The following is a 12,774-nucleotide window of genomic DNA, read 5'->3' on the forward strand; positions in this document are numbered from 1 at the left end:
TCTGAAAAAAGAGTTATGCAGTAGGAATTAAAATTATTTATTATCAATGCAAGAAACTAATGGTATAATTTTGGCATATTGGTGTTTTCGTAATTAGGGGGAAGATGCATCATGGATACAGAAAAGATATTAAAGAATTTAGACAGGGTGACACCATTCTTTCAACCGATTTTCAGTGCAGATCAACATCAGGTAATCGGGTATGAAATTCTGGGGCGCTATGAGGAACAATCGGAATATAAAAGCCTTGGCCCTTTTTTTCACGATTCTGCAGTGCCGGAAGAGTATAGGGTGGAAGTGGATAATTACGTACTTGAAATTGCTTTGGAGAGAATAAAAGACTATGGTGAAGATTTTCTTATCTTTATCAACAGAGATCCTAATTTGCTTATGCTGGATCATGGCGAAGAATTCATGGAGATTTTACATCGTCATTTTCAACCGGAGGAAATGCACCGGATCGTGCTGGAATTATCAGACACGATCAGTCCGGAAAACTTGGATCCTTTGCAGCATGTGCTTGCTTACTTCAGAACATATGGGATTAAGATAGCTTTAGATCATTTAGGACAAGATACACAATTGGACCGAATCGCACAGATTTCTCCGAATATTTTAAAAGTTAACCTGGACCAGCTTCGCATTTCAGGTGGAGATGCCTATCAGGTCATCCTGTTTTCTCTAAGCATGCTTGCACGAAAAATCGGCGCCAATTTACTATTTGAGAACATTGAATCCGAATACCAGCTTCGTTTTGCATGGAAGAATGGGGGACGATATTATCAAGGGTATTTTTTGGCGAAACCGGAAGGCGAATTCATTAATAAAGATTTACTTCGTGAAAAATTCCATCAAGAATGTCAGTCCTTCATTTCTTTAGAGACCAAGAAGCTTGAAGCCGTTTATCAAAAGACTTTGCAATTCAACGAGAATATGCAAAATTTCTTAAAACAGCAAAAGCGGAACGGCTCCCATGAAGAGTTTCTCGGTATTTTGGCGAAAAAGATGGATTCCGTATGTTTTCGGCTTTATATTTGTGATGAAGAGGGGTACCAAAAATCCCCCAATATCCTACATAAGGATGGGCAATGGTTAGTCCAGCCCAGTTATATGAATAAAAATTGGAGTTGGAGACCTTATTTTCTCGAAAATATCGTAAAGATGCGCAATGAGAAAAAAGGAAGACTATCCGATTTATACAGTGATATCGAAACGGGGGAAACGATACGGACCTTTTCATATCCCCTGAATAATAAGGAATACATTTTCTGTGATCTTTCTTATAGTTATTTATATGAAAATGAGGCACTATTATAAAAACCGATTCATGAATATAATCGCTTTAAATGTGTAACGATAAGCAGAAATGATGCGCTTGGAGGAGACATATTTTGAGCACGTACATCTGGATTCTAATCATAATCATTACAATCATGGCATTATATCTGCTCTTTTATACTTATTCTGTAGCAAGGGCACAGAAAGTGAAGGCCAGATATGATTCGACTATCGATGATTCAGTTAAAGAACATCCTTATTTAAAGAACCCGGTATTCGTTTCCCTTTTCGTCGGGACGATTTTGGTTGCCGGTTTTATTTTTTACTATGCTTTTCGATAATTCCGAGAAGGAGATTTCAATATCATGAAATCTCCTTTTTTATTGTGAAGAATGGGTAATGGTATCAAGATATCCCGGAGAATTTGATTTTGTAGTTTGGCTTTGATTTTTACGGGTATTGAAAGGCATAGGCAAAAATCAGAACCATTAGGAGAAATTCTATAACAAGGAGATGATTGTAATGAAGAAATATCTAGTTGCATGTCTTGCCAGTATCCTTTTATTTTTAAGTGGAGGGTTCACTGCTTCAGCGGAGGGTTTACATAGAGATGAAGTGCTATCTTTAGTGAAGGATGCCATGGAGAACCAGGGTTCGATCAGTGAGGAAGTACGTACTAAGGAAGCGATTGAAGGGAAGTTGGATAAACATTTCACGGGTGATTTCATCAAGAAGTTTGTCCAAGCGAATGTAGTGAAAGTCGATGGCGGTTATACCGCTTTTGGATCGGATTTCGCTCCGTATTATATCCCTTTTTTCAGTTACGACAAAAATACGGAAATTATATATGGGAAAAACGGTGATGTCATTTATGTTCAGGAGGAACTCGGGGACACTGGGGACGGACCGGTATCGATGGAAAAACATGTTGAATCAGTTACTTTGAAAAAGGAAAATGACGTTTGGAAGGTAACGGATGTAAAGTATGAAAGTGATAAAATGAAATAAGGCAAGTTTTTCAAAGTTGAAAAATATGGAGCTGAATGAAGAAGTCTAGAGGAGGTCACTGCCTTCTCTAGACTTTTTTTATATATCCAGTTCTTTTTTTATTTCGTCCAATTCAAAACCAACAATGGCTTTCCCATCGATGACGACCGTTGGTGTGGAATAGGCGCCGTATTTATTCGTTAATTCTTTTCGGGCTTGTCCATCTGCTTTAATATCCTTTTCTTTGTAAACGACATTATTATCGTCAAAGAACATTTTCATGATTTTGCAGGGAGGGCAATCAGGTTGGGTATATAGCGTAACGTCTTTCATTTCAATCCTCCATATGCTTTTGGTAAGGTTTATTTTTCATTATAGAGGATGCCAGGACATTTGAATAGGAAAACACCCCAAGTACCCGTTCTACTTCCCTTTTTCCTGTTTTACCAGATAGTCAATCAATCCCATGGAACAAACGTTCAGGTCCATGGCGATGATTTCAAAAACAGGATGATCTGTGGTGATTCCTTTTTCGCCTAAATGAAAGGCGACTTCCGTGAAAATATTTTTACTGGTCGCTGCCACTCGTTCCTCAAAGCTTTTATATTCCCTGTATGCCGATTTGGCAGTCGCAACAAATTTAGGCAGCCAGTAATGAAGTTGTTTAAATACCTCGTTAGGGTTTTCGGAAACCCCATAATGGCCAAAATATATACGTTCGACGCCGATGCTCTCATACAAATCCGCTGCTGCAAGCATCGCTTCGGGGTTAAATTGGTTTGGCGATGTGGAAGGTAAGTAAAATTCCAGACCTTCTTCATCGAGTTCACGATAATAGATGCCTACGGTGTCACCTGAAAACATCCCTTTTGATACCGAATCGAATATGCTTAAATGATGGTTTGCGTGTCCGGGAGTGTCATAAAAGGTCAACTTTGAATTATCACTTGTTTGCAGGGATTCCCGATCATGTTTAATCTGCATTCTTTCAAACGGAATAGGTAAAATCGGATCGAAAAGCTTGTTGAATTCTTCACCATAGACTGCTTTGGCCCCAGCAATCAAACGTGTTGGATCTTCTAGATGACGTGCACCTTTTGGATGGACGATCACTTTGGCGTTCGGGCAATGCTGTAAAAAAAGTCCAGCTCCACCTGCATGGTCCAAATGAATATGGGTAAGAATGATGTATGTAATATCTTCGAGGGCGATTCCCAAATGTTCGAGCCCCTTCATTAAGTGGGGGATGGAAGGGCTGGCGGAAGTTTCGACTAATGTGATGTCTTCATCGGCAATTACATATGTACCTGTACGATTTCTTCTATCCAAATCAAAACCATCAATCAATGAAATGCGATAACCAAGTTCACTAATGTTTTGCAACAGAATCTACCCCCAAAAAATTTTTCATGTACAAAATCCATTCCTTATTTTATTCTGTTAATAGTGCCATGTAAAGAATGAAGTTTTAAATTATTCTGAATTTATTTCAGCGTGGCTACTGGATAGAAAAGTATGGTATAGTGAAACCTATCGAAAAGGTTTTATTCAGAAAGGAGAGGGAGTATGTCTCAATTACAGGGCATCCTTACCAGATTGAAAAGTCTTCAAGAGCAAGCGAAGGAATCTGAATCTGCTCAACGTTTTTTTGAAATAGATGGTGTGAAAAAGTGCCAGGTTACATATTTCAGCAAAACAGAAATGTTCGAGCTTGAAGTATACAGTGATAAAGGGAAATCATCCAAATATCAATTCGATAATATTGATATGATTACCATTGAAATCTTTGATCTTCTTCAATCTTAAAAAAATCACGAAAAGCCGCCCTCCTTTGGAAGCGGCTTTTTTATTGTGAATGAAGCAGTGAAATTTACACATCTTATTAATTGGAGGGATGTAAAAATGAAAAATCCAATGGTAATATGCCCAGCATGCGGTGAGGAAAGGGAAATGGATAATGTATTAACGGCACAATCCAACCAAAATGTGATTTATCAATGCCCGGAATGCGGTTTTAAACAGGTTAACATCAAAACTAGTAAAGGCTAAAGATCTCTTGTGGAAATCCCGCCGTTTGGGATTTTATTGGTCTAGGAATGAGCCTTTTCTGCTTACATATGTTAAACTATAGAAAGAGCTGTATATAAAAACATATGGTAAGGGGTTTTAACATGATCGGTACTCATGATGGGGATTTATTGGAATCCAGCGTTAAAGACTTAATGATTTCTTCTGAACGCGTGGCCCACGTGCAGGTAACCAATAATTTAGAACATGCACTATTGGTATTAACAAAGAGCGGTTATACGGCCATTCCTGTGTTAGATCCGATGTATAAACTGCATGGTTTAATTAGCACACCAGTCATTCTTGATTCAATCTTGGGACTGGAACGAATTGAATTTGATAATCTTGAGAATAAAAAAGTTTCCGAAATAATGAATATAGAAATACCTCGCCTGCATATTGAAGATACATTGACCAAGGGAGTTGAATTGTTGATTGATCATCCTTTTGTCTGTGTGGAGAATGACGAACATGTATTTGAAGGTATCTTAACGAGAAGAGCAATCCTAAAAAAGGTATTTAAACAAAATACACCCGATAAATAAGTAAGGCATAAAATGATGGTTAACCTCAAGACTCGCCAGTTGGCGAGTTTTCTTGTTTTTACATATTTGATCCAGCTAGTGGTAAAGTCTATAAACAGTAAGGGTCTATTAGGGGAGGATGCCGAAATTGGGCCAAGAAGTGAATAGTGCAAAGGTGCAGAATAAAAAATTGAGACGTCCCTTCATATTAGCTGCCATCATGTTGGCTATGTTTATGAACGCTATAGAAGGAACGATCGTTTCGACGGCAATGCCAGCCATTGTAAGTGATTTAGGCGGTTTTTCACTTTACAGCTGGGTGTTTTCAGGTTATTTGCTAATGAACGCGGTAACAGTCTTGATATATGGAAAGCTATCGGATATTCTCGGGAGAAAACCTGTTTTATTATTTGGAATCATTGTTTTTTTAATTGGCTCCCTTCTTTGCGGCTTTGCAGATTCCATGACGGAACTCATCATATATCGCTTTATACAAGGTTTTGGGGCGGGGGCTGTAGCTCCTGTAGCTTCGACAATTGTTGGTGATATTTATAAAAATGAAGAGAGGGCACGCGTTCAAGGGTATCTATCGAGCGTGTGGGGCATTTCGGCTGTCATGGGGCCAGCTTTGGGCGGCTTGCTTGTTGAATCCCTGACTTGGAAGCTTGTCTTCTGGGTAAATATCCCTTTGGGCTTATTATCTTTTATTGGGATTTGGTTTTTCCTTCATGAAAATATCGAAAAGAAAAAACGTGATATCGATTACCTAGGTGCAACGCTATTGACGTTATCCATATCTACTCTAATGGTGATACTCGTAGAAGGAGGAGTGAAATGGTCATGGGCTTCAGCTCCGGTCATTTCCTTGGCATCAGTGGCCATCATCACCTTTATCTTATTCATTCTTCAGGAAAAGAAAGCGGCCGAACCGATGATGCCATTTGAAATTTGGCAGGAGCGTTCCATTCTGATTGCCAATCTCGTATCCCTGACGACAGGGGTGATGATGATCGGATTATCAAGTTTCCTCCCTACATTCGTTCAGGGCGTGATGGAGCGTTCGCCTACGGTAGCTGGTTTTACATTGACAGCCATGTCTATTGGCTGGCCGATCGCATCAATGGTCTCTGGCAGGTTATTGATGAAAATAGGATTCAAATCAACCTCCCTCCTTGGAGGGTGTTCATTGATTGTTGGGAGCTTGATCCTAGTGTGGATGAAGCCGGAAGCTGGGCCCCTCATTGCTGCCATGGGATCCTTCTTTGTCGGTGTAGGCATGGGCTTGACTTCTACCTCATTCATTGTCGTCATTCAAAAAACCGTCAGCTGGGAACGAAGGGGCATTGCGACAGCTTCCAATATGTTCATGCGTAATTTAGGAAATACTGTAGGTGCTGCATTACTTGGAGGAATCATGAATATGAGGCTTCAAGCCTACTTGAACGAGCATGCGCCGGCTGGCTCGGGAGTGACGATAGATACGGCAAATAAACTGTTGAACAGTGAAGAACGCATGTCGCTTCCTGAAAATGTGGTGCATGCATTACAGGAAGGACTTACATTGTCATTACAGACGATTTATCTCATTGTTCTAGTCTTCTCTGTAATCAGCTTCCTGTTACTTACGAGACTAAGAAAGAATAAGAAGGCATAGGGAAAAAAGGCAGACTCTTTAATTGGAGTTTGCCTTTGTATTTAAGGGAACGCGACCCTGATGACCAATTGAATCAACAATGCGACCGTAACCGAATGTAAAATGAATTTCAATTGTCGAGTCGAGATTTTTTGCGCCACACGCAAGGCCAGCTGTGATCCGATAAGGGAACCGATCGTGTAATAAATGGCAATCCCCCATGCAATGTTACCGGCAATGAAATAGGTAATGGATGCAGCTGTACAGCTAATGAAAGTTTGGAATCTAGTAAAGGCCAGGGATTGAAGGTAGGTGGCACCATTTCTTAAAAAGGTATACATGAGCATGGTTGCCTGTCCGGGTCCGAACATTCCATCATAGACACTGATTCCGAATAGGGATGGATAAACTTTTTTTGGGAGATGCCAATCCGATTATCGGAAGGTTTCGGTTTTTTTATGAAATTCATGATCAAAGCGACAGTCAAGAGACAGATGGCTAACAAATTCATTGCCTTCTCAGAGAATGAATTAGCAAGCAGGCCACCACATAAGCCACCAAAAAGGGCGAATGGGATTAACTGGAGGGCATCTTTCAACTTTAGCTGTTTTTTCTTGAATAAAATATAAAAGCAAGAAAAAGAAGAAAACATATTGGAAAATTTGACTGAACCAATAACCTGGTGTATGGGTAAACCTATCAAAAGAAGGGATGGCATTCCGATAAGGCCGCCGCTCCCTGCCAATGTGCCGACAAAGGATGCCGCAAAACCGATGACAAGCAGTAAAATGATCGTCAAAGCATATTCACCCCGTTTCTTTTCTCTTGTATTATAAGCCGACTTTGTTGATAATAAAATTTAAATAAATTAAATCATCATGATAAGAATTAATTATCAAGAGGTTGGTGTGTATGTCATTTTCAGAATTTCATTTATTATCCGTGCTTGCTCAGGAAATGAATATGAGAAAAGCAGCTGAGCGGTTGTTCGTTTCCCAGCCGGCTTTATCACAGCGTTTACAATCCATAGAAAAGGATTGGGGATCGAGACTGTTTGTGCGTTCACAAAAAGGGCTGTCACTGACGCCTGCAGGTGAAGCGGTAATCCGACTGGCCAATGAGGTTATCGAAAAAGAAGAAAAGGTCAGGGAAAGTATTCAAGCTATGGACCATGAAGTATATGGGACTTTGAAAATAGCCTGTGCTTCAATTGTCGGTCAAAATTGGCTGCCGCAAGTATTGAAAAAGTTCGTTCAAAAATATCCGTATGCCAAAATTTCCTTAATCACTGGCTGGAGCAGTGAAATTTTAAAGTCTTTGTATGAAGGACAGGTGCATATTGGCATCATAAGGGGAGCTCCGGATTGGAAAGGGGTAAAACAGCATTTATTTACGGATATGCTTTATTTGGTGGATACTGAAATGAAGGAACTGAATCAAGTGTTCGAAACGGACCGGCCATTCATTCAGTTTAAAAGCGATTCGAATTATTATCAGGAAATCCAGGACTGGTGGCATCGGCAATTTAAAACGACACCAAAAAACACCATTGTCGTGGATCAAATCGAAACATGCAAACAAATGGTGTTCAATGGCATAGGATATGCAATCCTGCCAGCCATCACTTTACATGATAAAGATACGAATGTTTTTAAAATACCTCTACTGGATGGGCATAACCACTCAATCGAACGAGATACATGGCTTTGCGGCTATGAATCTGCCTTCCAGTTAAAGCAAGTGCAAGCATTCACGGAAGTGGTGAAAGAGCATATTCGTGACCAAGGAATGTTATAGGTCCGCTGAAAAAATGTCAATAGCGGAGAATAATATATAAGAGTGACATTCAACTTGTCTTGCCGGCAGTTGTCTGGTAAATTTAAAACGAGTAATGATACATAATTAGGAGGTTTACCAGGAATGAATAAAATGGATGCAAACGAAATTATTTCTTTTATCTCAAATAGTAAAAAAGCTACACCTGTAAAGGTATATGTCAAAGGCGATTTAGAAGGCATGGATTTTGGTCCAGCTTCTAAAACTTTCATAACAGGAAATACAGGTGTCGTATTCGGTGAGTGGTCTGAAGTCGAGGAAGCAATCAAGGCAGCAGGAACAAAAATCGAGGATTATGTAGTTGAAAATGATCGCCGTAACTCTGCCATTCCTTTATTGGACCTAAAAGGCATCAAAGCCCGTATCGAGCCTGGCGCAATAATCCGTGACCAAGTATCCATTGGAGACAACGCAGTCATCATGATGGGTGCATCAATCAATATTGGTTCTGTCATCGGTGAAGGCACAATGATCGACATGAACGCAATACTGGGCGGTCGTGCAACAGTGGGTAAAAACTGTCACGTAGGTGCAGGTGCCGTTTTAGCGGGTGTCATCGAGCCGCCTTCCGCACAACCGGTCATTTTGGAAGATGATGTTTTAATCGGAGCCAATGCGGTCGTATTAGAAGGTGTGAAAATCGGTCAGGGTTCAGTTGTGGCGGCTGGTGCAGTTGTAACGAAAGACGTTCCTCCTTACTCCGTGGCTGCTGGTATACCGGCGAGGGTCATTAAACAAATTGACGAAAAAACAAAATCAAAAACAGAAATCATGCAAGAACTTCGTCAACTTTAATTTCTTTAGTGAATATTGCCTGAAGCGTGGATAAATATATCCACGCTTTCTGTATAGGAGGAAATAATGTGAAAATAAATCCTTTTGCCGAGATCCGGCGTGATTTGCATCAAATACCGGAGATAGGATTCAAAGAATTCAAGACGCAGCAATACCTACTGAATTACATAACGAAACTGGCCCAGGAGCGAATGGAAATAGAAACTTGGCGGACTGGGATATTCGTGAAAGTGAAGGGAATGAATCCGCGAAAAACAATTGGCTACCGGGCTGATATTGACGGATTGCCGATAAAAGAGGAAACCGGATTGCCGTTCGCATCCAACCACGAGGAATATATGCATGCCTGCGGTCATGATTTTCATATGAGCATAGGTTTGGGATTATTGACATATTTCACCGAAAATCCGATTGATGATGACTTGCTATTCATCTTCCAGCCTGCGGAAGAGGGTCCTGGCGGAGCTGAGCCAATGCTTAAATCGGAAACGATGAAAAAATGGAAGCCGGATATGATTCTTGCTTTACATATTGCCCCAGAGTACCCAGTTGGGACGATTGCCGTTAAAGAAGGGCTTCTATTTGCCAATACATCTGAATTATTCATCGATTTGAGGGGGAAAGGAGGACATGCAGCCTATCCGCATGAAACAAATGACATGGTCATTGCGGCATGTTCGCTCGTAGGGCAGCTGCAAACAATCGTTTCCAGGAATGTCAATCCACTTGATTCGGCAGTCATTACAGTTGGAAAGATCACTGGAGGCACAGTTCAAAATATTATTGCGGAAACAGCGCGGTTAGAAGGCACAATACGCACCCTTAACCCCGAATCGATGGTAAAGGTCAAGTCAAGAATAAAAGCGCTTGTGGATGGCCTGCAAGTGGGATATGAGTGCTTGGCTGAAATCGACTATGGCGCGATGTATCACCAGGTGTATAATGAAGAACGGTTGACCCGGGAATTCATGGAATTTACAGAGAAGTCAACTGATGTTCATTTGCATCGCTGTACGGAAGCGATGACTGGTGAAGATTTTGGTTATATGTTAAAGGAAATTCCAGGATTCATGTTCTGGCTGGGGGTTTCATCGGATTACGGATTGCACCACGCTAAGTTAAGTCCGGATGAAACTGCGATAGAACTCGCGATCAATCACTTAACGGACTATATAACGTTTAAAGGAAGCGAAGCGTGAACATGCTCTAAAGAGAGAACGAATGACGTTGGAGGGCTTATTGTGAAAAAAGAATTTGCGGTGATTGGACTTGGCCGTTTTGGCGGCAGCATAGTCAAGACATTAGCTGAAGAAGGATTAGGGGTTCTGGCTATCGATGCTGACGAAGATCGAGTGAATGAATTTGCCAGAATAGCTTCACATGCCATAGTAGGGGATACGACAGATGAAAATGTACTGAGAAACATAGGGATTCGGAATTTTGATCACGTCATTGTAGCGATTGGCGAGAATATTCAAGCTAGTATATTGACGACTCTCATGCTTAAGGAATTGGGTGTCGGGAATGTTACGGTTAAAGCGCAAAATGATTATCATGAGAAGGTTCTTCGTAAAATCGGGGCTGACTATGTCGTTCACCCCGAACGAGATATGGGGAGAAGGATTGCCCATAATATCGTCTCCAATAATATTCTCGATTATTTGGAGCTTTCTGATGAACACTCCATCGTCGAAATTGTTGCAAGCCAAAAGATGAATGGAAACTCGATATTTGACCTTGATATCCGTGCTCATTATGGGCTGAATATAGTCGCGATCAAAAGAGGGAACGATATAAATGTCTCCCCACAAGCGAGCGATTTAATTCATAAAGGTGATATATTGATCGTCATCGGCGCGGATTCGGACATCAATCGCTTTGAAAAAAAAATTGTGGAATAAGCAAGGCTTGCTCAATTTCGGGCAGCGCGCACTTTTTATCCACAAAAAAGCCCAGCCATCAATGGCTGGGCTTTTAATATTATTGGACTTCCATGATGATCGGCAGGATCATTGGACGGCGTTTAGTTTTTTCATATAGGAATGGAGATAAAGTGTCTGTAATTTCATTTTTAATTTCAGACCATTGTGTAGTTTTGCGGTCCATCACCTTATTTAAATGCTTAGTTATCAGGGATTGAGCATCGCTGATAAGGTCTCCTGATTCTCTCATATAAACAAATCCGCGTGAGATGATGTCAGGTCCGGATGCAATTTTGAATTCCTTCATATTGATGCTGACAACGACAACGACAAGGCCTTCCTCGGAAAGGATCCGACGATCACGGAGAACGATATTACCGATATCCCCGATGCCGCTTCCATCGATATAAACCGAACCTGAAGGGATTTTACCAGCGATTTGTGCTGTGTTTTCACTTAAGGAAAGCACTTCACCATTATCCATGATAAAGCAATTTTCTTCCGGAACTCCGCAATCGACTGCATGGCGGGCATGTAGTTTTTGCATACGGTATTCACCATGGATGGGCATGAAGAATTTTGGTTTTATCAAACGAAGCATCAGCTTTTGTTCCTGCTGTCCGCCATGTCCTGATGTATGAATGTCATTCAAAGGACCGGAAATGACGTCTGCTCCTGCACGATATAATTGATTGATCGTTCTGGAAACACTGATTGTGTTACCTGGGATAGGTGAAGATGAAAATACTACAGTATCACCAGGAATGATTTGAATCTGACGGTGAGTGCCATTCGCTATGCGCGATAGAGCTGCCATCGGTTCACCTTGACTGCCTGTACAAAGGATGGTTACTTTATTCGCCGGCATACGATTCAATTGCTGTACATCGATAAATGTATCTTTAGGCGCTACGATATAACCAAGATCTTGTCCGATTGATATGGCTGAATCCATGCTTCGGCCAAAAACGGCTATTTTACGACCGTTAGCTACGGCTGCTTCAACAACTTGCTGAAGGCGATGGATGTTCGATGCAAACGTTGCAAAAATAATCCGGCCGTCAACCTTACGGAAAATGTCTTGAATGGTATCGCCGACACGGCTTTCGGACATAGTAAAGTTCTGCACTTCACTATTTGTGCTATCCGAGAGTAAGCACAATACACCTTCTTTACCGATTTCAGCCATCTTGGTCAGGTTTGCAGGTTCGCCCACTGGTGTGAAGTCGAATTTAAAATCACCAGTATGGACAATTTGTCCAGGTGGTGTTTTTACAACGATTCCATAAGAATCAGGGATACTGTGAGTTGTGCGGAAGAATGAGACGGACGTTTTCCGGAACTTGATCACTTCATCTTCACTGATTTCTATCATGGTTGTCTGACGTAAAAGGCCGTGTTCTTCCAATTTATTACGAAGCAGTCCAAGTGCCAGTTTCCCGCCGTACACAGGGACATTCACTTTTCTAAGTAAATAAGGAATCCCGCCAATATGGTCTTCATGGCCATGGGTAATGAAAACACCTTTAATTTTATCTACATTTTTCTCTAAATAGCTGTAATCTGGAATCACATAGTCAATACCGAGAAGCTCATCTTCAGGAAATTTAATTCCAGCATCGATGATGATGATTTCATCTTGAAACTGAACAGCATATGTGTTCTTACCGATTTCGCCTAAACCGCCCAGGGCGAATACAGCTGTTTGATCGTTTTTTACGAATTTCATAAA

16 protein-coding genes are annotated in these 12,774 nt (G+C 40.9%); 11 read left to right on the plus strand and 5 right to left on the minus strand.

What is annotated here, in order from left to right:
- Nucleotides 1-111 precede the first annotated feature (111 nt).
- From QNH43_RS07205 to QNH43_RS07215, 3 genes are all read left to right on the plus strand, one after another.
- The gene (locus QNH43_RS07205) at nucleotides 112-1,317 is read left to right on the plus strand and encodes an EAL domain-containing protein (protein WP_283917318.1); all 1,206 of its coding nucleotides are present in this window, start codon (nucleotides 112-114) and stop codon (nucleotides 1,315-1,317) included.
- A gap of 74 nt (nucleotides 1,318-1,391) precedes the next feature.
- Complete coding sequence (locus QNH43_RS07210) at nucleotides 1,392-1,619, plus strand: hypothetical protein (RefSeq protein WP_283917319.1); 228 nt, start codon at nucleotides 1,392-1,394, stop codon at nucleotides 1,617-1,619.
- A gap of 181 nt (nucleotides 1,620-1,800) precedes the next feature.
- Nucleotides 1,801-2,286: a DUF3993 domain-containing protein gene (locus tag QNH43_RS07215; RefSeq protein ID WP_283917320.1), complete on the plus strand. Its 486-nt coding sequence runs from the start codon at nucleotides 1,801-1,803 to the stop codon at nucleotides 2,284-2,286.
- A 78-nt stretch (nucleotides 2,287-2,364) separates the two neighbouring features.
- Here the strand turns inward: QNH43_RS07215 and QNH43_RS07220 are convergent, their stop codons facing one another.
- Nucleotides 2,365-2,598, minus strand: coding sequence for a glutaredoxin family protein (locus tag QNH43_RS07220; RefSeq protein WP_283917321.1), 234 nt, complete (start codon nucleotides 2,596-2,598; stop codon nucleotides 2,365-2,367).
- A gap of 90 nt (nucleotides 2,599-2,688) precedes the next feature.
- Entirely contained in the window at nucleotides 2,689-3,648 is a 960-nt protein-coding gene (locus QNH43_RS07225; protein ID WP_283917322.1) for an MBL fold metallo-hydrolase, read from the minus strand.
- Between the two features lie 183 nt (nucleotides 3,649-3,831).
- Between QNH43_RS07225 and QNH43_RS07230 the strand changes: the two genes are divergently transcribed.
- From QNH43_RS07230 to QNH43_RS07245, 4 genes are all read left to right on the plus strand, one after another.
- Complete coding sequence (locus QNH43_RS07230) at nucleotides 3,832-4,071, plus strand: YkuJ family protein (RefSeq protein WP_034314086.1); 240 nt, start codon at nucleotides 3,832-3,834, stop codon at nucleotides 4,069-4,071.
- Nucleotides 4,072-4,167: 96 nt separating this feature from the next.
- A complete protein-coding gene (locus QNH43_RS07235) occupies nucleotides 4,168-4,314 on the plus strand; it encodes a hypothetical protein (protein WP_098371146.1) in 147 nt (48 codons plus the stop codon).
- A 122-nt stretch (nucleotides 4,315-4,436) separates the two neighbouring features.
- Nucleotides 4,437-4,877, plus strand: a complete 441-nt coding sequence (gene cbpB, locus QNH43_RS07240) for a cyclic-di-AMP-binding protein CbpB (RefSeq protein WP_063232001.1) — start codon at nucleotides 4,437-4,439, stop codon at nucleotides 4,875-4,877.
- Nucleotides 4,878-5,004: 127 nt separating this feature from the next.
- The gene (locus QNH43_RS07245) at nucleotides 5,005-6,510 is read left to right on the plus strand and encodes an MDR family MFS transporter (protein WP_283917323.1); all 1,506 of its coding nucleotides are present in this window, start codon (nucleotides 5,005-5,007) and stop codon (nucleotides 6,508-6,510) included.
- Between the two features lie 41 nt (nucleotides 6,511-6,551).
- Here the strand turns inward: QNH43_RS07245 and QNH43_RS07250 are convergent, their stop codons facing one another.
- Nucleotides 6,552-6,860 (minus strand): sulfite exporter TauE/SafE family protein, encoded by a 309-nt coding sequence (locus QNH43_RS07250; RefSeq protein WP_283917324.1) that lies wholly within the window; start codon nucleotides 6,858-6,860, stop codon nucleotides 6,552-6,554.
- Nucleotides 6,815-7,288, minus strand: a complete 474-nt coding sequence (locus QNH43_RS07255) for a sulfite exporter TauE/SafE family protein (protein ID WP_283917325.1) — start codon at nucleotides 7,286-7,288, stop codon at nucleotides 6,815-6,817. The genes QNH43_RS07250 and QNH43_RS07255 overlap by 46 nt, the downstream gene beginning before the upstream one ends.
- 113 nt (nucleotides 7,289-7,401) lie before the next feature.
- On the opposite strand from QNH43_RS07255, the gene QNH43_RS07260 reads away from it, so the two are divergent.
- The 4 genes from QNH43_RS07260 to QNH43_RS07275 all read left to right on the plus strand — a co-directional run bounded on the left by QNH43_RS07260 (nucleotide 7,402) and on the right by QNH43_RS07275 (nucleotide 11,021).
- Entirely contained in the window at nucleotides 7,402-8,286 is an 885-nt protein-coding gene (locus QNH43_RS07260; RefSeq protein WP_283917326.1) for a transcriptional regulator CcpC, read from the plus strand.
- Between the two features lie 123 nt (nucleotides 8,287-8,409).
- Nucleotides 8,410-9,120: a 2,3,4,5-tetrahydropyridine-2,6-dicarboxylate N-acetyltransferase gene (gene dapD, locus QNH43_RS07265; protein WP_283917327.1), complete on the plus strand. Its 711-nt coding sequence runs from the start codon at nucleotides 8,410-8,412 to the stop codon at nucleotides 9,118-9,120.
- 74 nt (nucleotides 9,121-9,194) lie between these two features.
- Entirely contained in the window at nucleotides 9,195-10,319 is a 1,125-nt protein-coding gene (locus QNH43_RS07270) for an N-acetyldiaminopimelate deacetylase (RefSeq protein WP_081395579.1), read from the plus strand.
- Nucleotides 10,320-10,361: 42 nt separating this feature from the next.
- Nucleotides 10,362-11,021: a potassium channel family protein gene (locus QNH43_RS07275; protein ID WP_283917328.1), complete on the plus strand. Its 660-nt coding sequence runs from the start codon at nucleotides 10,362-10,364 to the stop codon at nucleotides 11,019-11,021.
- Between the two features lie 79 nt (nucleotides 11,022-11,100).
- Here the strand turns inward: QNH43_RS07275 and rnjA are convergent, their stop codons facing one another.
- On the minus strand, nucleotides 11,101-12,771 hold the full coding sequence (gene rnjA, locus QNH43_RS07280; RefSeq protein ID WP_034314071.1) for a ribonuclease J1: 1,671 nt from the start codon (nucleotides 12,769-12,771) through the stop codon (nucleotides 11,101-11,103).
- Between the last annotated feature and the right edge of the window lie 3 nt (nucleotides 12,772-12,774).

Source organism: Peribacillus simplex (assembly GCF_030123325.1).
GTDB lineage: Bacteria > Bacillota > Bacilli > Bacillales > DSM-1321 > Peribacillus > Peribacillus simplex_D.